The sequence below is a fragment of the Saccharopolyspora sp. ID03-671 genome (assembly GCF_045278815.1).
Taxonomy (GTDB): Bacteria; Actinomycetota; Actinomycetes; order Mycobacteriales; family Pseudonocardiaceae; genus Saccharopolyspora; species Saccharopolyspora ipomoeae.
In genome coordinates this window covers 4,304,855-4,329,049 of sequence record NZ_CP134054.1, presented here as the reverse complement: position 1 = coordinate 4,329,049, position 24,195 = coordinate 4,304,855, and the positions used below count along the sequence as shown (strand labels likewise).

Genomic DNA, 24,195 nt, shown 5'->3' with positions numbered 1-24,195 from the left:
CTGCTCGTGGAACCGGCACGTCCGCCAGTACCGCCGCCGGGACCGCGACTCGCTGAGCGAGTCCGTTCCGCTGGCGCGAACTGCAGCCGCGCACCGCACAACAAAGAATGAGGGTACTTGGTGGCTTCTGGGCCGGTCAAAACGGGTCCTCGGTTCTTCTTTTGAGGCCCTGACCTGCCAGATCGCCGAAACCAGCATAGCAATGCCCGCTGGTCGCCGACGGGCGCCCCGGCAAAGCCGATCGGACCTCCGCAAATGGAGATCACCCGCCGGACGCGTTGATGGCCCCGGCGAAAACGCCGGAGCCATCAGCGCGGAAATCAGTGCGAAGTGAGCTCAGCCACCGAAACGGCCGGCGTTCTTCTTCTCACCGGCCTGGAAGGACTCGTTGGCCGCACCGACGGCCATGCCCATCTTGGCGGCGGTCTCCTGCATTTTGGCGGCTTCCTGGTCCCAGGCGCGCTGCGCCTCCTGGTAGGCACCCACGGCCTCGCCGTCCCAGGTGGCGACGAGCTTCTGGATCTTGCCCTCCAGGTCGTCCAGCTCGCCCTGGATCTTCTGGGCGGCCGTCTGCAGGTCATCGGAAGCCTGCTGCAGCTCCGCGAAGTTGACGTTGATCTCGCTCATTACCTGTCCCCTCGGAATCTTCTAGATCAAGAAATGTGGAATCTGCGAACTGCGGAAGCGAAATCAGCCGTCGAGCAGGCTGCCGATCTTGGACTGCATCTCCTGCGCCTGCTCCTCCTGGGTGGCGGCGTAGTCCTGACCCGAGGACTTCACGTTCTGGCCCAGCTCGTCGAGCTTCTGGATGATCGTCTTGCCGCTCTGCTCGTACTGCTCCATCAGCTTGCGGAAGACGTCCGCCGCAGCGCCCTTCCAGTTCTGCACCGGGCCCTCCAGCTGCCCCTGCAGCTGCTGCAGCGCCTGCTCGACGGCGTTGCGGGCCTCGTCGATGTCGACCGACGCCTGCTGGATCGCCTCGGTGTCCGCACCAATTCCAGCCATCTCTCCGATGACCCCCTTCAAACTCGGTATCAAGCTCTGATGAACCTGCGACGCAGACATTGCCACGTTCGGTTCCCCGTTGTCCTGGATTTCTTCGCAAGCCGTTGCTGTTGTAAACGCGGAACGGGGAACCCGCTGGTCAACAACGGTTTTGCGGTTGCGAAAACCTCAAAGGCGACTCGTCCGAACGGACCCCGTTCGCATTCGCATCAGCCGAGCGCGAGAGAACCCACGACCTGTTCGCAAGCGCGAACGACCTCTTCCCTGCCGTCGGCGCCGTACTTGCAGCCCACGCTGACTTTGAATTGACCTTTGTACAGCGTGTACCACTCGACCGTCGCCGAAGGCAGCGTTTCGCGGTAGTAGACGACGTCCCGCCCGGCGAAGCTCGTGGACGGCGTGAACAGCGAGAAGTCCTCACCCGCCGCGACGCTCTTCTCGTACTCGCCGCGCAGCAGCTGCACCGCGCGGTTGCGATCGCCGTCGGTGTCGAAGGTCAGCCGCCCCTCCTCGACCGCGACCAGCGCGCCCTGCGGGCCGGCCGCGGGTTCGACGAGGGTCTGGAACTTCGCCGGATCACCGCCCGCCGGACGCCAGCCGCCGGGATAGGCGAAGTGGTAGTCGTAAGCCGCCATCTGCTGCGCGGGCACGGCCGGATCGGCCTGCGGCGGCGCGTCGGTGAGCAGCAGCGCGGTCACCCCGGCGACCGCGGCGAGCAGCACCGCTCCGGCGCCGATGATCCACGGGGTCTTGCGCTTGCGCTTGATCTTCGGGCGCTTGGTGACCGGCCGGGTCGGCTCGTCGCCGGTCATGATCACGGTCCGGGCGCGGCTGAGCGAGTCGCCCCTGGTCGTCTGCCCGGGAAGCGGGTAGTCGCGCACGGTCGTGCCCGCCCACGCACCCGTCGGGGCGAGTCCGCCGCTGCGCCCGGGATCGAGCCGCACGGCGCGCAAAGCGCCTCGGGCGACGACGGTTTCGGGCTGGTCGAGCGTCGCCGGGACGACGCCGGTGCGTTCGTGGATCAGCCGCGCGACCATCGGGATCCGGCTGGAGCCGCCGACGAGGAACACCCCGGCGAGCTGTCTTCGCGGCACCTGACCGTCGCGCAGGGTGCTCAGCACCAGGTCGGCGGCCCGGGCCAGCGGTGCGGCGATGAGCTTTTCGAGGTCGGCGCGCGTGACGTGCGCGTCGGAGAACGGCGGCGGCATCGGGACGTCGGTGTAGGCGTGGCGGGACAGCGTCTCCTTGGCCCCGCGCACGTCCTGGCGCAGCACCCGGCGGCGACGCCGGTCGGGCATCTCGCGGCCTTCGACGAGCTTGCGCCACGCGGCCGGATCGGTGCTGCCGACGAGCTCGCCGACGTGCTCCAGCAGCAGCTGGTCGACGTCGGCGCCGCCGAAGTTCGGTTCTCCCTTGGTGGCCAGGACCTGGAACGACGCGCCCTGCTTGCGCACCACGGAGGCGTCGATGGTGCCGCCGCCGAGGTCGAGCACGGCCAGCGCCCCACCGTCCGGGAGCCCGTTGCCCGCCGAGTGGAACACCGCGGCGGCCACGGGTTCGGGCACCAGCACGATCTCCTTGCCGAGGCCGGTGGCGGCCTGGCGGAGTTCGGCGGCGCGCACCGAACCCCAGTCGGCGGGGTGGGTGAGCACGAGGAGGTCGACGGCGGCTCCACCCGCGAAGCGGCGGGCCTCGCCGACGGCGCGCTGCAGGACGGCCCGGATGACGTCGCCGACCTTGAGGACGGTGCTGCCGAGCAGCAGTTCGCCCTCGTCGATGCGGCGCTTGGGGTGCGGTTCGAAGCGGGCGGGATCGACGGCGGCCTGGCGCTCGGCCTCGTGGCCGACGAACAGCGTGCCGTCCGCGGCGGCGAAGACCGCCGAGGGCACCAGCGGCTGCCCGTCGATGACGACCACCTGTGGTTCGGCACCGCCGACCGAGACCACCGTGCATGTGCTCGATGTGCCGAAGTCGATCGAGACGTGCAGGGACACCCAGTACTCCATTCACCGTCGCCGCAGGCCCTCGCCTGCGACGACGTCGTCAACCGGCCCGCCGTCCGGACGGCACCGTCCCCCCGGGTGAGCACCCTAGAGGCCCCGCCCGCCCCAGCACCAACATCCTCCCGCGCCTCACCCGCGGGTGACGGGATTACGCCCGTATTCCGGTCCCCGATTACGGCCGTATTCCGGGTCCGACGCGCGCCCGCGCAGGTGGTGCGTCCGATTTCAATGGAAATCGGGTTCCTGAATTCCATTGAAATCCGGTGGAGCACGGCGAGAACCGCAGGTGGGCGAGGCTGTGACACCCGGTCGGGTGTTGGTCAGGACTGGGCGAGGGCGCGGACTTCGGCGACTCGGTTGTCGAGAGCGGCGGTGAGTTCCGGGGCTCCGAGACCCGCGAGGATGATCTCCACGCCGACGCCAGGGCGTTGGGCCTGGGTGAGGCCGTAGCGGCCGTCGGGTTCCGGTGCGTCGAACCACTTGAGGACCGCTGAGCGGTGGGTCCGGCCGAAGCGGTCGCGGAGGTTGGCCGTGAACTGACCGTCGCGGAAGTGCGGGGCCTCGACGAAGCCGCGCAGGGTCTCGGCCGCCGGGGCCTTGCGCGGTCCCGCCGACTGCATGTGGTCGATGTTCTCGAAGTCGTCGGCGGGCTTGCGCTGCGCCATGTCGGCGGCCGGGACCGCCAGGCGCGGGCGCTTGCCGACCGGCGCCGGAGGCATCCCCTGCACGGCCGCGGCACCGATCGAGGTGCGCGGCAGGACGGAGATCCGCAGGTCACCGCCGTAGCTCTCGGAGTCGCCGGGTTGCTGGACGAGCAGCAGCGCGCCCTGCTCGGTGGCGACCGACAGGAGCCGGGCCGGGGAGTCACCGGTGTCGTCGGGCATCCACAGGCCCTCGATCCACAGCCCCGGCTTGGCCAGCTGGCCGAGGATCTCGGCGAAGCGCTGGGTCAGGCCGTTCTGCCCGAGCAGACCGGCGTTGTGCAGGTCGGGGAGGGTGCGCTGGCGCAGCACGGCCCGCTCTTCGAGCGTTTCGCCGTGCGAGCGAACGGAGATCGGGAACGGGTGCTCGTCGAACCCGCCGATCTCCCAGCACAGGTCGAACCACAGCGGTGGCAGCAGCCAACGCTCCGACACGCTTTCCTCCCCCAGCTTCCTGCGGATCGGTGGTGGGCGAAGTTTTCATGAAAACTTCGCCCACCCTCGTCATTCCCCGAAGACCGGCGGTGCGGTCTTGGGCATGTCGTCCATCCAGATGTCTTCTTGCTCTTCGAGCCACGAGGGACGCTCGTGCTCGTTGTCCTCGTCGCCCTGACCGCGCTGACCGGCACCGGCGCCACCACCGGGCGCGCCCGCGGCACCGCGACCACCGGCGCCCGCACCGGCAGCACCACCGGCTCCGGCACCCGCGCCGAGACCGCCCATCCCGGCCCGGCCACCGGCACCCATGCCGCCACCGGCCTTGCCGCCGGCACCCATGCCTGCACCGCGCGCACCACCCGCGCCACCGGCACCACGACCTGCTCCGGCACCGGCTCCCGGCGGCATCGCCCCGGCGAACCCGGCGGCCGGACCGCCCTGACCGGGATTCGCCCCGGGCGGCATCCCGCCACCGGCACCGGGACCGGTCGGAGAGGGAGAAGCCCACTGCGAACTGCTCTGCGCAGGAGCGGAACCCGAGTACCCACCGCCGGAACCACCGCCGACGGACGAGCCGGAGTACCCGCTGCCGCTACCGGACCCGGCCCCCGAGCCGGAGCCCGTGCCAGGCCCACCCGGAGTCTCACCACCGGGCGGAGGCGGCGGAGGAGCGAGCGGATTCACCGGTGGCGGGAACGTCGGAGTGCTCGTGTCCACGGCCTGGTAGCTCTTCGCGTAGACGTTCTCCGCGACCTGCCGGGCCTGCTGATCGGCTTCCTTCTGCTCCCGCATCTGCATGGCGCCGTCCACGAGCGCGCCGCTCGGGCCCAGCATCGCGGACATCCCGCCGCGCACCGAGTCGTACCCGGCCGGAGGCTGCAGCGACGCCTTCGTCTGCTCCGCCGCGACCCCGGCCTCCTGGATCTTCAGGCCCGTGCCGCGCACGGAGTCCCCGAACGCACGCCCCCACTCCTGCAACGGCTTCGAGGCGTTCAGACCAGCTTCCGCAGCCTGGCCGCGCATGCCGTCACCAGCTTCACGGCGAGCGAGTTCATCCAGGTTGCCGAAGATCTCGGCGATCTCGTTCCCGAGTTTTTCCCACGAGTGGCCGGACTTGGCGATCTGCTCAGGACTCAGCGACGGCTTCAGCTGAGTCGCGAGACGGGCCTGATCCCAGTTCTGCCAGTTGTCCTGCTGGGTGATCGACGCAGGGTCATGCCCGTTGGCGAGTTGGAGATCCCGCTGTTCCTTCGTGAGCGCCCTGAGGTCTTGGCGCCCCTGCTTCGCAGCATCCTCCCGCGCCAATCGAGCTTCTTCCTGCGCGGAAGTCTCACCGCCGACAGCGCCAACGAACAAGTCACCAGCCGACGACGCGACGCCGCCGACGAAGTCGGTGAATCCGTTCCCCATGTCGTCCCCTCGACAGTTCTACTTCGGCAAGGTCGGCTCGACGGCCTGAGCGATCTCCATCGCCTTCGCACACGTCGCGTCGTCGTTCGGCTCGTTGCCGGAGTTGTTCACCTGCACAGACACAGATCCGCTGCCGACCTCGATCACCTGGTTGCAGATCCCCTGGCCAACAGCGCCCTTCGACACCTGCTTGATGCCCTTGCGCGCGCCGACCTGATTCGGCTCGAAGACTCCGAACCGATCGCGCTGGCCTTCCCAGAACTGAAGGCTGTCGTTCTCGCCCTTGTAGACAGCGACAATGGCGTCCCCTGCCTCGAATTCACAGCCCTGCTCGCCGCTCCCGTCATCGACCGGCTCACCCGGAGCCGTCGCTCCGAGCGCTTGCGGGTCGACCTTGCACGGATCAAACCCGGCCAGGACGTTCTGCGGAGCTGGCTGCCCGGTCTCACCTGCGGAACCTCCGCCAGAACACCCGGCCAGGACGGACCCAGCGGCAACGACGGCAACCGCCGCCACAAATCGTGTCGTACGCATAGTCACCATCAGATCAGACAATCCGCTTCTGGTTGCTGGCGTGCTCGTCGTCGATGTTCTTCATGTCGCGTGCGGAGTCCCGATATGCCGAAGCCATGTCTTCCAGGACCTTCTTCATCTGGCCAAGGATCGCGACGAGACCGACGTTAGGCGCATTGACCTTCTGGTCGAACTTCTGCTCAAGCTGACGCCCGATGAAGCAGTCCCCGAATCCCTGACGCACGACGAGGCGGTCCAGACGACCTGTCAGCTTCTGAAGCTCTTTAGCCTTGTCGTCGTAGACCTTGGCGACGGCTTCGGCTCTCTCCGGGTCCATGACGAGCTGGCCGTTGTCGACGGCTGCGCGCAGGCCGGCTGACTGGCCTGCCAGCGCGTTCGCGCCGGCCGCTAAGCCTTCCATCCCGGTGGTCATCGAGAGCCCCCTCCACGTTCGTGATCATGAACGTCACTCAACCGAGCGATCACGGACGCAGAGAGTACAAGGCGACGAACCGGTGCGGAGGCGGTTTCGAGGGACCTACCTCACACACCATCCGAACAGCCCAGAACGTCAGCCGGAACGGCGTAGTCCCTCGACGAACTCAGCCCACCGCTCCGACGAAAACACCAGGACACCGCCCTGACGATCCTTCGAATCCCGAACCCCGACGACCTCCGGAGCCCACCCGACCTCGACGCAGTCCGCCTGCGCTCCGCTGCGGGAGGACTTGCGCCAGCCGGATAACTCGCCCTTCATGCCGCCTCACCTTCGTACTTCTTCAGGTACCCGCTCACGATCTCCACCGAGGAAGCCGGATCCGCGGCCTGCGCGTCAAGGCTTTTCACGGCCTCGTCGAACAAGCTCACATCTTCAGGCTCGTCGATGAAAGCACCGGAGCTTCGACCTTCCAAGAAGACGATCGGGCGAGCTTTCACGAATTCCATGACTACGAACGTGCCGCTCAGCCCGGCATGCGCACCGACCTCAAGCGGAAGCACGCGCAACGTGACGTTGGGCGCGTCAGCAGCCGAAATGAGCTTCCGCAGCTGTTCGGCCATCACACGAGTGCCACCAATAGGACGCAGCAGCGCCGTCTCATCGATGAACGAGCACAGCTCAGCCGGGTCGTGCTTGCTCAGAATTCCTTGCCGGACCTGACGAATCGACACGTGATCGTCGAGCTCGTCGACCGAAACGCCTCCCGCGACCATGATTTCCCGCGTGTACGCGCGAGTTTGGAGCAGGCCGGGAATCGTGTTCAGCGAGGCGTTGGTGATCCGAACGGCGCGTTGCTCGGCATCGATGAGCGCGGTCAGCTGCTCGGGCAGCTCACGGCCGAGCTCCCACCACGCCGGTTGGTCGATCTCGCGGGCCATCTTGAGCAGCCGATCGCGATCAGTCCCGGTCACGCGCAGGACCGCGAGGATCGCCGAGACGTCGGACTCGGTGATGCCCTGCTTGGCGTTCTCGACGCGACTGACCTTCGCCTCGGACCAACCGAGCTGCTTGCCGACGAGCTTCATCGACAAACCGACCTCATTACGGGCGGCACGGAGTTCCTTGGCTAGCGCACGAGCACGCGGTGAGTTCGACACGCGGCCACTTTACGGGTGTTCACCAGCGCATTCGATACACCCAATCGTGGATCTTGCAAGTCTTGCAGATCTCACGAGAGCCTTTAACGACACCAACTCACTGGGGAGTCTCGATGCCCGAATACTTGACCTACGTCTGGCGCCCCGTGCCCGGAAGCCGCCACGCGTTCCCGATCGCCGCCACCAAGCTCGCCCCCGAGGAGACCGCCACCGCCTACTGCGGAACCGAGGTCGAAGCCGCGAAGCTCCACGACCTCGACGAACTCGCCTGGATCCTCGAACCCACCTGCATGGACTGCTGGAAGCACCTCGCGAACACCCCACCACGCACCTGAGGGGCGCAGTCCTGGCGAAACGACAGTTTTAGTGAAAACTGTCCAGACAAAACGGACATTGATCATGGACAGTTTTCACTAAAACTGTCCACTGCCCACCATCGTCGACACCCTCGCGGAACCACCGCAACGAAAAAGCCTCCCCCCGAACCGTGTAAGTGGTTCGGGGGAGGCTTTTTCAGCGCTCAGGTCACTGCTGTTGTTCGGTGATCATCGCTGTTTGGATCATCTGCGGGCCTCCGCGGAGGGTGCGGGAGACGAGAGTGCCTCGGCCCGGGGGCAGCTGGCGCGACTTGATGTTGGCGACCAGCTGTCCGTCGTCCTTGTTGGCGCTCATCGCCAAGCCCGGGGCCGACGTCTCGCGCATCTTGCCGATGACCGGCTCGAACAGCGCACGTCCCGCGCCACCGGAGTTGCGGGCCAGGATGATGTGCAGACCCACGTCGGCCGCCTGCGGGATGAACTCCGCCAGCGGGGCCAGCGGGTTGTTCCCCTGCGGTGCGACCAGCTCGTAGTCGTCGACGACCACGAACAGCTCCGGGCCCTTCACCACGAGCGGTCCCGCAGCTGCTCCTGCGTGACGTCCGGTCCGGGCAACCGCTTCTTCAACGACGCCGTGACGTCCTTGATGTTGCTCTTGAGCTGGTCCGCGCTGACCGAGTACTCCAGCAGGTGGGAGTTGAGGAAGCCCAGCATCGAACGCCGGTAGTCCACCAGCAGGATCAGCGCTTCCTTCGGCGTGTACCGCTCGGTGATGCCGCGGACGATCGTCTTGAGCAGCGCCGTCTTGCCCGACTCCCGCTCGCCGAACGCGTAGAAGTTCGGCTCCGCGCGGAAGTCCAGGTAGACCGGGTGCAGGCCGTCCTCGTTGATGCCGATCGGCACCAGCTTCGGGTTCGGCTGCTGCTCCGGACGCGGGAGCTGCTGGTGCGGCAGCAGTTCCGGCAGCAGGCGGACCTGCGGGGCCGGACGCCCCTTCCACGAGCTCTTGACCCGGTTGACCAGGTCGGCGACACCGTCGGAGACGTCGTCGTTGTAGAGCTCCCAGCCCATCCGCGCGGGACGGCGCTCGTCCTCGGCGGCCTGCTTCTCGACCTCGACGCGGTCACCGATGTTCTCGCTGTCCACACGAGGCAGGGCCATCAGGAAGTGCAGCTTCGAGTCGTGCATGCCGCGACCCGGACGCCCCTGCGGCACCTTCACCGCGGCCTTGCGGTCGATCTCCGACTCGCTCGGATCACCCAGCCGCAGCTCGATGCGGGTCTGGATCAGGTCCTTCATCGCGGGCCGGATCTCCGCCCACCGAGTGGCCGTGACCAGCACGTGGATGCCGAACGCCAGACCGTTCGAGGCCAGGTTCAGCACGTCCTGCTCCAGCGCCGCGAACTCCTCGCGGAACGCGCGCCAGCCGTCGATGACCAGGAACAGGTCGCCGTACGGGTCGTCGTCGAACTCACCGCGACGCTTGCGGTTGCGGTAGTCGTTCATGCCCTCGACGCCCAGCTGCTGGAACCGGCCCTCGCGCTCGGCCAGCACCGCCTTGAGCTCGGCGATCGACCGGCGGACCGTGTCCGGGTCGCGCCGCGACCCGTAGCCGCCGACGTGCGGCAGACCGCGCAGCGAGGTCAGCGAACCACCACCGAGGTCGACGCAGTAGAACTGCATCTCCTGCGGCGTGTGGGTCAGCGCCGCCGAGCCGATGATCGCGCGGATCGCGTTCGACTTGCCGGAACCGACACCGCCGACCACGGCACCGTGACCGCCCTGACCCGACAGGTCCAGGACCATCGGGTCCTGACGCTGGTGGTAGGGCACGTCGATGATGCCGATCGGGATCTGCAACCGGGAGCTGCCCGAGTACCCCGCGGCCGTGTAGCCGCGATCGTCGGTCTGCTGCAGCGGCGGCAGCAGGGTGTCCAAAGTGGGCGGTGCGTCCAGCGGCGGCAACCACACCTGGTGCGCCGGGACCGCAGCGATCTCCTTGAACTTGTCGACGATGATCTGGAAGTCGGTGTACTCCGGGTCCTTCTGCTCCTCCTTGGCCTCCGGCTCGACCGGCTTCTCCGGTTCCGGGGGCTTCTCGATGAAGTCCGGGATGAAGTAGCGCGGCATCTTCTCACCGGTCACCGGCGACGCCCCGCCCCGCAGCGCGGGACGACGACCGCTGGTCTGGTGCATGTGGCCGGACACGTAGGCGGCGCGGAAGCGATCCATGCCGTTGGGGTGCTTCAGGTAACCGTGACCACCGCTGGCCGGCAGGTCCGCGGCGTCCGGAACACCGATCGCGGCGCGGGATTCCGCCGCGTTGAACGTCTTCAGACCGATCCGGTACGACAGGTGCGAGTCGAGACCGCGCAGCTTGCCCTCTTCCAGGCGCTGCGAGGCCAGCAGCAGGTGGACCTGCAGCGAACGACCCAGACGACCGATCATCACGAACAGCTCGGCGAACTCCGGCTGCTGCGAGAGCAGCTCGGAGAACTCGTCGATGACCACGAACAGCGCGGGCAGCGGCTCCTGCGCGTGCTCGTCACCGGCCTCGGCCATCTTCCGGTAGTCCCAGACGTTCTTCGCGCCCGCCTTGTTCAGGACCTCCTGGCGGCGGTTCATCTCACCGGCCAGCGCGTCCTGCATCCGGTCGATCAGCGAGCCGTCGCCTTCGAGGTTCGAGATCGACGCCGACACGTGGGGCGTGTCGAACCCGTTGAAGGTCGCACCACCCTTGAAGTCGACCAGCACGAAGTTGAGCATCGCCGACGAGTGCGTGGCCATCAGGCCCAGCACGATCGTGCGCAGGAACTCCGACTTACCGGAACCGGTCGCACCGATGCACAGGCCGTGCGGGCCCATGCCGCCCGAGGCGGTCTCCTTGATGTCCAGGTGCACGATCTCGCCCTGCTCACCAGGACCGATCGCGACCTTGTAGAGATCGTCGGTGGGACGCGGGCGCCAGGCCTCGTTGAGGTCGAAGGTGACCACGTCACCGGCCAGGCCCAGCTGCTCGATGTAGTTCAGCGGCGTGGTCAGCGGCTCGTAGCTGCCCGAGTCGGTGTCGACGGCCGGACCGCCCGCGACCCGGTACGGCGCCAGCTGGCGGGCCAGCGACGTCGCCTCCTCCATGGTCAGCGAGTCCGGCTTGCCGAACCACTCCACACCGGACCCGCCGCGGGCACCGATGCGGTCCTCCTCCACGACCATCCGCATCCCGCGGCGCGCCGTCAGCGGACCCAGCAGGTCGGACAGGTCGATCATGGTGACGCCCGCCAGGCCGCCCTCGACGTAGAGGGCCTCCTCCCGGCTGATCTCGGCGTCGTCGATCAGGATCACCACGTGCGGCTGGCCCTCCGGCGGAGCCGCGTTGCGCTGGAAGCGCGGGCGCTCGGCGAGCTGCTCGGCGAGCATGCTCTCGACCGTGGCCAGCGAACCCGCCATCAGCCGCATCTGGCCGATGCCGTCGGTCTCGGTGGGGTGCTGCGCGTGCGGCAGCCACTTCACCCACTCCCACTCGCGGCGCGCCTGACCCGAGCTCGCGACCGCGATGATCACGTCCTCGGGCGTGTGGAACGTCGCCAGCTGGCACAGCATCGCGCGGGCCAGACCCCGCACCTGCTCCTTCTCGCCCTGCAGCCCGACCGCCGCGAAGCCGCGCAGCGACGTCGCGATCGGCAGGTCCTGCACCAGCGAGTGCGCGCGCACGAAGCGGCGCAGCGCCAGCGTGGTGATCGGCTCCAGCTCGTCGACGGGGCCGGTCTGCGGCGGGACCAGGCGGGTCTCCAACCGCTGCGAACCGCGGCCCACGCGGACCTGGCAGAAGTCGTTGTCGTTGGGGCGCCGCTCCCACATGCGGCGGCTGCCCGCCGCCATCGACCACAGGGTCTGCGGATCGGGGTGCACCCACTCGCGGGCCAGCCGCTGCTCGTCGGCGGCCTCGCGGGCGCGGTCCCGCATCTGGCCGAGGTACCGCAGGTAGTCCTTGCGGTCCTCGTCCATCTCGGCCTTCTTCTGACTGCCGTCCCGACCGCCGCCGGCCATCATCCCGAATGTTGAGATGAGCATCATCATCGGCATCATCATCATCATCGGGTTGTTCTGGGCCCGCGTGAACATGAACGCCATCATTCCCAGCGACGCCACGATCATCAGGCCCGGCAAGACCTTCTGAACGATGTTGCCCGGGATGGTCCGCGGAATCTCCGGCGGTGGCTCGAGATGCACCTCCCCGCCCGGTGGCCGGGGCGCGGCCAGGCGTGGCGTTCGCTTGAACTGCAGCGTGCTCACCGGACGCAACAACCTTTCTCAGACGTGCCTGGAAACACCAGAAGACCTCCGGTGCTCGTCGAACTCGCAGCCAGCATTGTTCACTGCCGCGCAGCTCTGGATGACGGGGTGCGGCTCAGCGTGACCAACCAGATACCAAGTAGTTGACACGAGTTCCGCCAAACCCGTCACCCGTGGACGGTCGGTGTGGCCATACTAGGGGCGCTCTCCGATCGGGCGGGTGGGTTTCGACAAGAAAACCCGAGCTTGGTTGGATCGAGCCCTCGACAAATGAATGCAAGGCAATCAACTTTCAGGGAGTAGGGGGCCCAAGTGGCGACCGGGACCACGGTGTTCAGCCGCGTGACGGTGGTGGCGCCTACAACTCGTATCGACCTGGCGCTGCCTTCAGACGTATCGGTGGCGGACCTGCTGCCGATGCTGCTGGACATGGCCCGCGAGATGACCCCGGACGGCGGTTCGCGGCACGGCGGCTGGGTGCTGGCCAAGCTCGGTGAGAGCGCGGCGCTGGATCCGAGTCAGTCGCTGTCCTCGCAAGGCGTCGTCGACGGCGACATCCTGCAGCTTCGCCGCCGGTCGGACGACCCGCCGCCGCCGCTCTACGACGACGTCGTCGACGCGCTCGCGGAGGCGGAGCCGGGCAGCTACCGGCCGTGGACCAAGGAGACCTCCGCGAAGGTCGGTCACACCGCCGGTGCGCTGGGCCTCGTCGCGGCGGCCGCCGCGCTCGGCCTCGCCGGACCCGCCGGGATGCTGCACCCGACCACCTCCAGGGCACGACCGCGGTCGTGTTCCAGCTGGTCGCGGCCGTGGCGGCGATCGTCGTCGCGATCTTCGCGACCGGCATCGGCTCGATCGTCACCCGCGCCTACGCGGCGTCCACGACAGGCACCGTGATCGCTGCCGCCGGTGGACTCCCGATGGCGTTCGTGGCCGGCTTCAACATGGTTCCCGGCAACACGCTGGAACCGCGGTTGCTGCTGGGCAGCGCGCTGGTGTTCATCTTCTCCTCGGTGGCGATCATGGTGATCGGCGCGGGGATCGTGACGTTCATCGCCGCCGCCACCGCCGGCGCCTTCGGCACCATCGCCTTCATCGTGGCGACGATCTTCACCCAGGTCACCGCCTCCGGTGTCGCCGCAGGTGCGGGTGCCGTCGCGCTGGCGGGGATCTCCCTGCTGCCGCGCATCACGATCCAGCTGTCGAAGCTGCCGCTGCCGCACGTGCCGGGCAGCGCGGAGGACCTCAAGGAGGACTCCGGCTTCCCCGAGTTCCGGATGATCGAGCGGCAGACCGGGCTCGCCCACCAGTACATGACGGGCCTGATCATCGGCTGCGGTCTCGTCGCCGCCGTCGGCGCGATCGTCGCCGCCGCCACCAACCCCATCTGGGGCGCGGCGTTCGCGATCGTCGTCGCCGCAGTCCTGCTGCTGCGCGGCCGCAACTACGCCAACGGCAGCCAGGCCCTCGCGCTGCTGTTCAACGGCCTGCTCGCCGCCGGCGGCATCGCCATCGGCCTGCTCGCCCAGGTCGCCGACAACCCGCTGTACGTGGCCGCGGTGTTCCCGCCGCTGCTGATCCTCGGCGGCCTCGCGGTGATCTTCGGCGTGGTGTTCCCGAACCGCCGGTTCTCGCCGGTGCAGCGGCGGATGGTCGACATCCTCGAAGCCGTCCTGATCGCCCTCGTGCTCCCGCTGGCGCTGGCCGCGATGGACCTCTACATGGCCATCCGCGACCTGAACCTGAACTTCTAAGAGGGGCCTCGCACATGGGCTTCAAGCACCCCCGCTCTCGCGGCGCACGGCGCGGTCTCGCGCTGTGCGCCGCGGTGGGCGTCCTCGGGCTCAGCGGACCGGCGGCCCCGGCCCTGGCGCAGCAGGTGGGGCCACCGCCTCTGGACCCGAGCCAGGTGGCCGGGTCGAACCTCTCGACCCAGAAATTCCCGCAGAAGCAGGGCTGCATGAACGGCAGCCCCGGCAGCACGATCCCCGAGAAGCCCTGGAGCCAGCTGGTCCTCGGCTACGAACGGGCTCACGAGCTGGGGCTGACCGGTGCGGGCTCGAAGGTCGCCGTGATCGACACCGGTGTGAACAGCGCCCAGCCGAGGCTCGGCGCCGGCGGGGTCGAGTCCGGTGGCACCGCGATCCCCGACGGCCGGGGCACCAACGACTGCGACGGCCACGGGACCATCGTGGCCGGCATCATCGGCGCCGACCCGGACCCCACCGGGGAGACCGGGTACGTCGGCGTCGCGCCGAACGCGACGATCCTGTCCATCCGGCAGACGTCGAACCTGTTCGTCGACGACCAGACCAACGCCACCGTCGGCACCACCGAGACGATGGCGCAGGCCATCAACATGGCGGTGGACCGCGGCGCGAAGGTCATCAACATCTCGCAGTCGTCGTGCCAGCCGGTCGCGCAGGCCGGCCAGTACAGCAACTGGGGAAACCAGATGCTGCACAACGCGGTCAAGAAGGCCTACAACAGCGACGTCGTGATCGTCGCGGCGGCGGGCAACGTCGGCGGGAACTGCCAGAAGAACTCCCCCGGCAGCCCATCGACGGCCGTGCTCCCCGCCTGGTTCGACGACGAGGTGCTCACCGTGGCCTCGCTGAACCAGCAGGGCGCCCCGTCGGAGTTCACGGTGCCCGGCCCCTGGGTCGACGTGGCCGCGCCCGGCGAGAACCTCATCGCCATCGACCCCGGCCAGGGCGGGAACGGCCTGGTCAGCCAGATCGCGGAAGGCCAGCAGGGGCAGATGGGCCCGATCCAGGGCACCAGCTTCGCGGCGCCGTACGTGTCCGGGCTCGCCCTGCTGATCCAGCAGAAGTACCCCGGGATGTCGGCCGCGCAGGTCATGGACCGGATCAAGACCACGGCGCTGCACCCGGGCGGGGTCAACGGCCGCAACGACATCGTCGGCTACGGCATGATCGACCCGATGGCCGCGCTGCAGGACGTCGTCCCGTCCGAGCACGGCAAGCAGGAACCGCCGAAGAAGACGACGCACCTCGCGGCGGACGCCCTGCAGCAGAAGGACTTCCCGGCGATCATCGTCGCCATCGGCGGCGCGGGAGCCGGCATCGCGGGCATCGTCTTCACGGCGTTCCTCGCCAACGCGGTCCGCAACGTCCGAGCCCGAGCCCGCCAGAACCGCTGAAGCACGACGACAGCTTCCGCGACCGAAGCGCGACATCCGCTTCCAACGCGTGAAGCGAAACGTCCGCTTCCAACACCGAGAAAGGGCCGTCTCCCTGCGGAGACGGCCCTTTCTCACATCCACACATCACGCGCGTCACAAAGTACATTCCCAGCGAAAGTTAACCAAGGATTTGAGCGCACCACCGAGCGCCCGACTCCCCCTGGTTCCCCGACTCGCGTCGGGCGTGTCGGGGCCGGGGACAGTTTTAGCCATAATCACCCATGATCAATGTCCGTTATGTCCGGACAGTTATGGCTAAAACTGTCCCCGGCCCAGCACTTCGAGACGCGAGGGACCTAACCGCGGGGCTTCGGCGGAGGCGCGTCCTCCACTCCAGCGGTCCGCACCTCGGGCGTCGAGCCCTTGGAGTCCTGGAGCACCCCGGCTTCGACCGTCGGCCCCGAGTTCTGGGACGTCGTGGGGGCCTGCGAGGTCGTGGGGGTCTGCGAGGTCGTGGGATTCTGGAGCGTTGCGGGGTTCTGGGACGTCGTGGGGTTTTGGGAGGTTTGGGGTGGGGCTAGGGCTTCGTCGATGGAGGGTTTCGGCGGTGCCGGTTGGAGGGTCGAGGGGAGGTCCAGCTTCGACCTGGCGCTGTCAGGCTGGTCCTGTTGGGCCTGCTGGGGTTTCGCCGTCTCGCCGAAGACCGAGGGCGGGGCTTCCGGCGCGCTGCCGAAGAGCTCCTCGGGGTTGGACTTCAGGCGGGAGGAGTTCTGCCGCTCCTTGCCACCGCCACCGCCGCGCTGACCGAGCATTCCGCCCATCATGCCCATCGGCATCATGCCCATCCCGACACCGGCGGCCCCCACGGCGGCACCGCCCACGGCCGCACCCGCAGCCGCCCCGGCACCGGACCGGTCCTCTTCAGACTCCCCCGACGCACTCGCCGCAGCGGTCCCAGCAGCCCCAGGAACCCCAGAGCTCCCGGAAACCCCGGTGTTCTCCGGTTCTCCCGTGGTGGGCGAAGTTTTCATGAAAACTTCCCCCGCCTCCCAACGGCCGGGCTCCCGAGTCGCCCCGCCGGCCATGTCGTCGCAGAGGCGGGTGAAGGCCGTGTAGTAGTCCGCGATGGACTCCAGCAGCTCCCGAGCCGGTTCGCCGAGCTCCGCCAAGCGCTCGCGAGCGCCGTCCTCATCGGAGGCGTCCATCGCGGCCCTGACGTCCTCAGCCGTCTGAGCTACCAGGTCGGTGAAACGTCGCAGCTGCGCACCCACGCCCTCCGCGGTGTGCTCCAGCGCATCGGCGAGGCCGGTCATCGCGTCCGCGAGGTCCTTGCCCGCCAGCCCGGCGTCGCGGATGTGCGCGACGAACGCCTCCGCGTCCGCGCCCTGCCAGGCGGTGTCGATCCCGCCCAGCTTGCCGTCCACATCACCGGAGGAGTCCTCGACCGCGGCGGCCGCCTCGCGCCAGACCCGGGCGGCATCGCGGAAGTCGTCCGGACGCCCGATGAGCTCGCCCGCGTCGGCGGGGATGGACTGCGCGACGTCGAGCTCGTCGGCGATTCCGGCGAGGTAGTGCAGGTTCTCGGCCGACATCGTCACGCCTCCTGTCTGCGCAGGTCAACAGCGCTGTCATCGTCACCGACCGAATGGAAGTCGACCACCTCGCGAAGCTCGTCGCCCGCGCTGGTCAACGTCTCGGCGGCCTTGCGGTGCCGGTCCAGCAGCTGCTCGCACAACCGCCGGTAGGCCTCCGGCGCACCGGATTCCCGCCCGATCTCGCCGAAGGAATCAGCGCCGAGCTCGGCCTCCGCCAGCCGCGCGCGGCCGGTGGTGATGTCCTCGCCCGCCTCGCGGACCTGTCGCGCGTGGGTCGACAGCCAGTCGATGTCGATCCTGATCCCCGACATCCGCACCTCCAAGATCGGATCTGGCTTCCCAGACGAAACCGCCCGCAGCTCACCGTGGCTGCGGGCGGTTTGCTCGTTCCCTCGGACGTCCGAACCCGGCGGTCCGGTTCCTCGTGAGCGGGGGAAGTTTTCATGAAAACTTCCCCCACTCCCACACGACTAGGCCCCTCCGGCCTGCGGCTTCGGAGCGGGGCGGTTCACACCGCCCGGACCCACCGAACCGAGTCGTAGGTGACGCTCGCCCCCGCCGGATCCAGGAAGTCACCGCGCGGCAACGTCCGCATCAGCCACGACGGGCCCGCCTTGATGTCACCCGCGCTCTTCGCCACGCCCAATCCCTGCGCCGTCGCGACGTCCTTCACGCCGTACTGCACGCCCTGGTCCGAGACCAGGAAGATCGGGCCGCTCTCGGCACCGGCCTCGTTCGACGTGCCGCGCACGACCGCCGCCTTGCCCGCCGGGCCGTAGTAGTAGTCGACCTTCGGGCCGGAACCGTCGTACTGCGCCAGCTTCACCGCGGGCTTGACCGCCGGGGTGCCCTTGTTCAGGGTCACCGTGATCACCTGCGCGCCACCGACGTTCTTCCAGCTCAGGCACGAGGTGTCGGCCTGCTGGAAGGAAACCGGCTTCGGCACCGACATCGGGAAGTAGTCGAGGTCGACCGGGCTCTCGGTGCGCGGCGCGTCGGTGATCGCACCGGTGACGTTCGGGATGTCCTTGCTGTTGAGCCGGCCCGCGTGCAGCACCGCGGCCGCACCCTCGGCGCTCAGCTCCTGCTTGCCGTCCTGCATCAGCACGAAGAACTGCTCCGGCTCACCGGGAACGCTGCGCTTGACCACGTCACCGACCTTGTAGCGGGTCAGGTACGACGCGGGGCTGCCCTCACCCGAGATGCTCGGCACCGAGAGGTCCGGCACGCTCGGGATCGCGTTGAGCATGTTGGTGCTGATGGTGCGCGGGGTCGCGCCGTCGAGCCCGAACACGTCGCGCACGACGGACTCGTTCTTGCCGATCTTCGACTTCACCGCGTGCGTGTTGTCGTCCCGGCCGACCCGGTAGACCAGGTACTCGTCGCCGGAGCTCTGGTCCTCGACGAACAGCGACTGGTCGGGGTTGAGCTCGATGCCGTGGTTGCCGTCACCGCCGATGACCGTCGTCTCGACCTTCGTGGCCGCCTCCACCCGCTCGGAGTTGAGGTTGCCCTGGACCTGGCCGACGTCGCAGATCGCCCACGAGGGCTCGGCGGGGTTGTCCGCGCTCGGCACGTACGTCGGCGCGTTGACCATGCCGGTGAGCGGACCGCGCGGGAAGTCCGCCAGCGCCGCCTCCTTGACCGTGGTCGTCGGCACCGCGCCGCTGCCCTGCTTGCCGCCCTGCTGCATGACCAGCAGCTTCGCCGAGGCCATGTTCAGCATCGGGATGAGCCGCTTCTGCGCCTTGTCGTCGGAGGTGACGACGAAAACGCTGCCGCTCTCCTTGGCCACGACGATGTTCCCGGGCTCGGGAACCGTGCCCTTGCCGCCGAACAGGCCCCAGACGAGGAACCCGATCACACCGACGGCCGCCAGCACCGCACCCGCGACCGTGGCCCGCTTGTGCGAGCCCATCGGATCGTGGAGCATCACCGCGTCTTTCCGCACCAGCGCCGACTCCATGCGGCGAAGCACGAACCGATAGGCCTGAACCTGTGACTTCGTTGTGGGTGTTGATGCCATTCTTCGCCTACAGCTCTCCCGTCCGAGGTACGGTTTCGCAGGATAGTCGCTGAGATATACCGAATGGGTGCGGTTCGGCGGACTCCGTCAGTATTCTCTGCACGCGGCTCAACTCCGACGAACGCGTCCGCCGCACCTACCTGCGAGGGGGAGAGACCGAACGGATGTCCGTGCCCACACAACATCCGGCCCAGCCGAAGGCTCCCGGGCCAGCCAACCCGACCCGCGCCCGGATTCGCGCGCGGCGTCGGCGGATCAACGGCGTGACGCTCGCCGGAATCCCGGCGGCCAACATCGTGCTCATCGAAGTCGGCCTGGGAATCGGCGCCGGCGTGTTCCTGATCAACCCGCGCGATCCCGTCATGTGGTCGATCGCGGGTGGAATCGCCTTGCTGGCCTTGATCCTCGCGCTGCTGCGCCGTCGCGGCCGCTGGTTCACGCAGTGGTTCGGCCAGGTCCTGGAGTACCGCAGCCGCAACCACACCCGCGTCTCGCACCCGGCCAACGTCGACATCGCCGAGCCCGCTGAGGACAAGGACGGCGACGGCATCATCGGCCCGGACGAGAACCACCGGGTCGCGCTGCTGCGCGTCGTCGTCGAAGACCTCGTGATCGCCCGAGCGCAGGACCACGACCGCAACCCGGTCGGGATGTCCTGGCACGACGGCAAGTGGACCGCGGTGCTGATGGTCGAGCCGACCCCCTCGCTGCTCAACCCCGTGGACAACGCGCCGAACCTGCCGATGAGCGCTCTCGTGCCGTGCCTGGAGGACCGCGGCGTGGTGCTCGACGCGATCCAGGTCATCTGGCACTGCTACCCGGGAAGCGCGGCGCTGCCGTCGAACTCCCCGGCGCTGAACTCCTACCTGGAAGTGCTGGGCCGGCTCCCCGCCGCCGCCCGCCGCACCACCTGGATCGCCGTGCGGCTCGACCCGCAGCGGTGCGCCAAGGCCATCGGCGAGCGCGGCGGCGGCGTCCTCGGCGCCCAGCGCGCGCTGATCGGTGCTCTCTCGCGCGTGCGTTCCTCCTTGGAGCAGCAGGGAATTCCGGCCCGCCCGCTGGACCCGGACGAGCTGCTGCAGGCCGGCGTCTCGTCCGCGGAGCTGCACACCGTGCTCGGCACGAACCGCCCCGTGGCGCTCAAGGAGCGCTGGGACGGCGTCACGGCGGGCGGTGTGGGTCACTCCAGCTACGCCGTCACGTCGTGGCCGAACCAGATGAACGACAGCCTCAACGCGCTCACCGGCATCCGGGCGCTGTCGACCAGCATCGCGCTGTCGGTGTCGCCGGTCGGAGAGGAGGGCGAGGTCGGCCTGCGCGGTCTGGTCCGCGTCTCGGCCCGCACGCCCGCAGAGCTCGACACCGCCGACGCGCGGTTGAAGGCCATCAGCAACCGACTCGGGTTGACGCTCACGCCGCTGCGCGGTTCGCAGCTGGCCGGTTACGCAGCGACGCTGCCGCTCGGAGGTGCGGCATGAGCCGAAGCAGGACGATCGACGTTCCCGGAAGCCACGGTCCGGCACCGGAGTTCCTGGTCACCCCGGAGACGCTGGACGCGATCAGCCCGTCCGGCGACCGCGGCGGCGTCATCATCGGGTCGGACCCGCAGGGCGGGGCGCAGGCCGCGTCGATCCTGCGGTCGCTGCCGACCCGCATGGTCACCGTCGGCGGCCTCTACCTGGCCCGCCAGCTCGCGCTGCGCGCGATGGCGACCGGCGCGTGGGTGATCATCGCGACCGGGCGTCCGGCCGCGTGGAAGATGCTGGAGCGCGCCGCGGGCGAGACGCCCGACGGCAAGCCGGTGCCGCTGGTGCAGATCCGCCGGCTCGCTCCGTTCGACCTGCCGAGGTCGTCCGAGGACACCCCGCTGCTGGTGATCCACGACGGCGGCGCGGTCCCGCAGGAGCTGTTCCCGCCGCGCGCCCCGTGGCAGACCACCATGTACGTGCTGCCGTACCTGCACCCGCAGGTCAGCAGCGGCACGGCGGCCAACACCGCGGACCTGGTGCTGCTGCAGCGGTTGCCGCTGAACCAGGCCCAGCTCGCGCAGCGCATCTGGAGCCTGCGCAACCACCAGGTGCAGCCGCTCACGCAGCTCCAGGACGACCAGCTCATCGCCCTGGGCAACATGACCTGGACCATGATCCGCCTGGTCACGAACCAGAAGGAGAAGGACATCCTCGGCCCCATCCGCCGAGGCGACTGACCTCCACCTCCGCGAAAAGCCCCTGGGACCTCGAACCGAGGTCCCAGGGGCTTCTTCCGTTCCACCCGGTCAATTCCGACCGACAATGCCCGCTATCAATAGCCTCCGCTATCAGCGGATGCTGTTCCGCCTCACGTGGACCGGAGACAGTTTTAGCCAGAATTGACCGGGCATAACGGACATTGATCATGGGTGATTATGGCTAAAACTGCCCCACGGCCGAACACGGCGCTCCCGAACCCGGGCGACATAGAGGTTCTCGGGCTGCGCGGGGTCAGGGGAGGGTTCGGGTGGCTCGGGTTTGGGTTTTGCGGGCGGCCAGTTCCGAGTTCGGGGGGTAGTCGATGGCTCGGAGGGTGAGGCCGTGGGGTGGGGCCACCGCTGTGGTGCGGGTGCCCTCCGCGAGGAGGTCCGCCGGGTGGGAGTCCGAACGCCGGCCGTCCCCGGTCATCAGGAGGGTGCCGACGAGGCTGCGGACCATCGAGTGGCAGAACGCGTCGGCCGAGACGTCGGCGACGATGAGGTTGTCCTCAACCCGGCTCCAGGTGAAGCGCTGCAGCTCCCGGATCGTCGTCGCACCCTCGCGCGGCTTGCAGTACGCCGCGAAGTCGTTGAGGCCCAACAGCTCCCGTGACGCGGCGTTGAGCGCGTCCACGTCCAGCGGGCGGTTCCAGGCCAGCGTGTCCTTGCGCCGCAGCGGATCCGCGCCCCACGGCGCGTCCGAGACCTGGTAGCGGTAGTGGCGGCGCAGCGCCGAGAAGCGCGCGTCGAACTCGGCGGGGACCACCTGAGCGCCCAGGATCCGCACGTCCGGCGGCAGGATCCGGTTCCAGCGGTGCACCATCCGCGTCAGGTCCGGAATCCCCCGCTCGTCGACGGCCAACCGCCCGGGCGCCGAGGGGTCCAGCGGGACGACGTCGAAGTGCAGCACCTGACCCGTGGCGTGCACGCCGGTGTCGGTGCGACCGGCGACCACCACCGACTTCGGCACCTCGCGGCCCGGCGGCTGCTTGGCCAGGGCGTCCTCCACCAGGCCCTGCACCGTGCGCAGACCCGGCTGCTTCGCCCAGCCCTTGAAGTCCGTGCCGTCGTAGGACAGGTCGAGGCGCACGCGAACGAGCCCGTCATCCCCAGCGGGGACAACGGGCTCGTTCACAGCATCACTGCCCAGAATCAGGACTCGTCCTTCTTCTCGGCGGCGGTGTCCTCAGCGGACTCCACCTGGGCCTCGGCGGCCTCGGTGGTTTCCTCGGCCTGGGGCTCAGCGGCCTTCGGCTCGTCCTTGGCGAACGTGGTGCCGCGGGCGGCCTCCGCCTCGGAGGTGACGGTCTTCTCCGCCACCAGCGCGATCACGGCCATCTTCGCGTTGTCACCCTTGCGCGGCATCGTCTTGACGATGCGGGTGTAACCGCCGTTGCGGTCGGCGAAGAACGGGCCGATCTCGGCGAAGAGCTTGTGCACGACGTCCTTGTCGCGGATGGTCTTCATGACCTCGCGACGGTTGTGCAGGTCGCCCTTCTTGGCCTTGGTGATCAGCCGCTCGGCGATCGGCCGCAGCCGCTTCGCCTTCGCCTCGGTGGTGGTGATCCGACCGTGCTCGAACAGCGAGGTGGCCAGGTTGGCCAGGATGAGCCGCTCGTGCGACGGGGACCCGCCGAGACGCGGACCCTTGGTCGGGGTGGGCATCGGTTGCTCCTCTCGAGGGCGCGCCGGTGAACCCCGGACGCGCAACACAGCTACAGCTGCTCTGTCTCCGCGTAGTCCTGACCGTCGTCGTAGCCGTGGTCCTCGACGGGACCCGCCGAGCCGACGATGACCTCGTCCTCGGCGGTCCAGCTCTCCGCGGGGTACTCGGCCGCGGCAGCGGACGGGTCGAACCCGGGCGGGCTGTCCTTCAGGGCCAGGCCCAGACCGGCCAGCTTCATCTTGACCTCGTCGATGGACTTCGCACCGAAGTTGCGAATGTCCAGCAGGTCGGCCTCGCTGCGCGAAACCAGCTCGCCGACGGTGTGGATGCCCTCCCGCTTGAGGCAGTTGTAAGAGCGAACCGTCAGGTCCAGGTCCTCGATCGGCATCGCGTAGGCCGCGATGGTGTCGGCCTCCGCCGGCGACGGGCCGATCTCGATGCCCTCGGCATCGACGTTGAGCTCGCGGGCGAGCCCGAACAGCTCGACGAGAGTGCGACCCGCCGACGCCACCGCATCGCGGGGCGTAATGGAGGGCTTGCTCTCGACGTCGAGGATCAGCTTGTCGAAGTCGGTGCGCTGCTCGACACGAGTGGCCTCGACCTTGTAGGTCACCTTCAGAACCGGCGAGTAGATCGAGTCGACCGGGATCCGGCCGATCTCAGCACCGGTCTGCTTGTTCTGCATCGCGGGGACGTAGCCACGGCCACGCTCGACGACGAGCTCGATCTCCAGCTTGCCCTTCGCGTTGAGCGTGGCGATGTGCAGATCGGGGTTGTGCACGGTGACACCGGCCGGCGGGACGATGTCCGCGGCGGTGACCTCACCCGGGCCCTGCTTGCGCAGGTACATGGTGACCGGCTCGTCCTCCTCGGAGGAGACGACGAGCTCCTTGATGTTCAGGATGACGTCGGTGACGTCCTCCTTCACACCCGGAATCGTGGTGAACTCGTGCAGCACACCGTCGATGCGCAGGCTGGTGACCGCCGCCCCCGGGATGGAGGAGAGCAGCGTACGGCGCAGCGAGTTGCCCAAGGTGTAACCGAAGCCCGGCTCCAGCGGCTCGATGACGAACCGGGAACGGGTCTCCGACACGGCCTCTTCGGACAGTGTGGGTCGCTGGGAGATGAGCACTTCGTATTCCTTTCCTCACGGCGCCCGCTATTTGACGCCGATGGAACGGCATGCCCGCGAAGGATCGCGGGCCGGCGACGGATTCCTGCACCGCCACCGCTGGCTGCGGCCGCCGGCGACCTCGCGAG

Annotated in this window: 19 protein-coding genes and 2 pseudogenes; 5 read left to right on the top strand and 16 right to left on the bottom strand. The window is 68.6% G+C overall.

Annotated features, from left to right (window positions below):
- Positions 1-336 precede the first annotated feature (336 nt).
- From REH65_RS20050 to REH65_RS20010, 9 genes are all read right to left on the bottom strand, one after another.
- Positions 337-627, bottom strand: a complete 291-nt coding sequence (locus REH65_RS20050; RefSeq protein WP_406688643.1) for a WXG100 family type VII secretion target — start codon at positions 625-627, stop codon at positions 337-339.
- 63 nt (positions 628-690) lie between these two features.
- Complete coding sequence (locus REH65_RS20045; protein ID WP_281455351.1) at positions 691-1,005, bottom strand: WXG100 family type VII secretion target; 315 nt, start codon at positions 1,003-1,005, stop codon at positions 691-693.
- Positions 1,006-1,214: 209 nt separating this feature from the next.
- Positions 1,215-2,999, bottom strand: coding sequence for a type VII secretion-associated protein (locus REH65_RS20040; RefSeq protein ID WP_406688642.1), 1,785 nt, complete (start codon positions 2,997-2,999; stop codon positions 1,215-1,217).
- A 329-nt stretch (positions 3,000-3,328) separates the two neighbouring features.
- Positions 3,329-4,144 (bottom strand): ESX secretion-associated protein EspG, encoded by an 816-nt coding sequence (locus tag REH65_RS20035; protein ID WP_406688641.1) that lies wholly within the window; start codon positions 4,142-4,144, stop codon positions 3,329-3,331.
- Positions 4,145-4,213: 69 nt separating this feature from the next.
- Positions 4,214-5,452: a hypothetical protein gene (locus tag REH65_RS20030; RefSeq protein ID WP_406688640.1), complete on the bottom strand. Its 1,239-nt coding sequence runs from the start codon at positions 5,450-5,452 to the stop codon at positions 4,214-4,216.
- Positions 5,453-5,575: 123 nt separating this feature from the next.
- Positions 5,576-6,112, bottom strand: a complete 537-nt coding sequence (locus REH65_RS20025) for a DUF3558 family protein (RefSeq protein WP_406688639.1) — start codon at positions 6,110-6,112, stop codon at positions 5,576-5,578.
- Positions 6,105-6,503 (bottom strand): hypothetical protein, encoded by a 399-nt coding sequence (locus REH65_RS20020; protein WP_406688638.1) that lies wholly within the window; start codon positions 6,501-6,503, stop codon positions 6,105-6,107. Before REH65_RS20020 ends, REH65_RS20025 begins: the two co-directional genes overlap by 8 nt.
- 138 nt (positions 6,504-6,641) lie before the next feature.
- Positions 6,642-6,827: a DUF397 domain-containing protein gene (locus tag REH65_RS20015; protein WP_406688637.1), complete on the bottom strand. Its 186-nt coding sequence runs from the start codon at positions 6,825-6,827 to the stop codon at positions 6,642-6,644.
- Positions 6,824-7,666: a helix-turn-helix domain-containing protein gene (locus tag REH65_RS20010; protein WP_406688636.1), complete on the bottom strand. Its 843-nt coding sequence runs from the start codon at positions 7,664-7,666 to the stop codon at positions 6,824-6,826. The genes REH65_RS20015 and REH65_RS20010 overlap by 4 nt, the downstream gene beginning before the upstream one ends.
- A 113-nt stretch (positions 7,667-7,779) precedes the next feature.
- Between REH65_RS20010 and REH65_RS20005 the strand changes: the two genes are divergently transcribed.
- Entirely contained in the window at positions 7,780-8,001 is a 222-nt protein-coding gene (locus tag REH65_RS20005; RefSeq protein ID WP_406688635.1) for a zinc finger protein, read from the top strand.
- Between the two features lie 190 nt (positions 8,002-8,191).
- Here REH65_RS20005 and eccCa read toward each other — a convergent pair.
- Positions 8,192-12,276: pseudogene (gene eccCa / locus REH65_RS20000) on the bottom strand (type VII secretion protein EccCa).
- A 312-nt stretch (positions 12,277-12,588) separates the two neighbouring features.
- Here eccCa and eccD point away from each other — a divergent pair.
- Together eccD and mycP are read left to right on the top strand one after the other, a co-directional pair.
- Positions 12,589-14,030, top strand: a pseudogene (eccD, locus tag REH65_RS19995) (type VII secretion integral membrane protein EccD).
- 14 nt (positions 14,031-14,044) lie between these two features.
- Positions 14,045-15,439 carry a type VII secretion-associated serine protease mycosin gene (mycP, locus tag REH65_RS19990; protein ID WP_406688634.1) on the top strand — a complete coding sequence of 465 codons (1,395 nt, stop codon included), beginning with the start codon at positions 14,045-14,047 and terminating at the stop codon, positions 15,437-15,439.
- Positions 15,440-15,777: 338 nt separating this feature from the next.
- On the opposite strand, the gene REH65_RS19985 is transcribed toward mycP, so the two are convergent.
- From REH65_RS19985 to eccB, 3 genes are all read right to left on the bottom strand, one after another.
- Positions 15,778-17,013: a WXG100 family type VII secretion target gene (locus REH65_RS19985; RefSeq protein WP_406688633.1), complete on the bottom strand. Its 1,236-nt coding sequence runs from the start codon at positions 17,011-17,013 to the stop codon at positions 15,778-15,780.
- A 2-nt stretch (positions 17,014-17,015) separates the two neighbouring features.
- Positions 17,016-17,327, bottom strand: coding sequence for a hypothetical protein (locus tag REH65_RS19980; protein WP_281455364.1), 312 nt, complete (start codon positions 17,325-17,327; stop codon positions 17,016-17,018).
- Between the two features lie 197 nt (positions 17,328-17,524).
- The gene (gene eccB / locus REH65_RS19975) at positions 17,525-18,994 is read right to left on the bottom strand and encodes a type VII secretion protein EccB (protein ID WP_406688632.1); all 1,470 of its coding nucleotides are present in this window, start codon (positions 18,992-18,994) and stop codon (positions 17,525-17,527) included.
- A gap of 212 nt (positions 18,995-19,206) precedes the next feature.
- Here eccB and eccE point away from each other — a divergent pair, with 212 nt between their 5' ends.
- On the top strand, positions 19,207-20,520 hold the full coding sequence (gene eccE / locus REH65_RS19970; protein WP_406688631.1) for a type VII secretion protein EccE: 1,314 nt from the start codon (positions 19,207-19,209) through the stop codon (positions 20,518-20,520).
- Positions 20,517-21,248, top strand: a complete 732-nt coding sequence (locus tag REH65_RS19965) for a hypothetical protein (RefSeq protein ID WP_281455367.1) — start codon at positions 20,517-20,519, stop codon at positions 21,246-21,248. The genes eccE and REH65_RS19965 overlap by 4 nt, the downstream gene beginning before the upstream one ends.
- 274 nt (positions 21,249-21,522) lie before the next feature.
- Here REH65_RS19965 and truA read toward each other — a convergent pair whose 3' ends face one another.
- Genes truA through REH65_RS19950 form a run of 3 tightly spaced genes read right to left on the bottom strand, consistent with a single transcriptional unit; the run spans position 21,523 to position 24,067 of the window.
- Entirely contained in the window at positions 21,523-22,404 is an 882-nt protein-coding gene (truA, locus tag REH65_RS19960) for a tRNA pseudouridine(38-40) synthase TruA (protein ID WP_406688630.1), read from the bottom strand.
- A gap of 17 nt (positions 22,405-22,421) precedes the next feature.
- Complete coding sequence (gene rplQ, locus REH65_RS19955) at positions 22,422-22,934, bottom strand: 50S ribosomal protein L17 (protein WP_406688629.1); 513 nt, start codon at positions 22,932-22,934, stop codon at positions 22,422-22,424.
- Positions 22,935-22,984: 50 nt separating this feature from the next.
- A complete protein-coding gene (locus REH65_RS19950; protein ID WP_281455370.1) occupies positions 22,985-24,067 on the bottom strand; it encodes a DNA-directed RNA polymerase subunit alpha in 1,083 nt (360 codons plus the stop codon).
- Between the last annotated feature and the right edge of the window lie 128 nt (positions 24,068-24,195).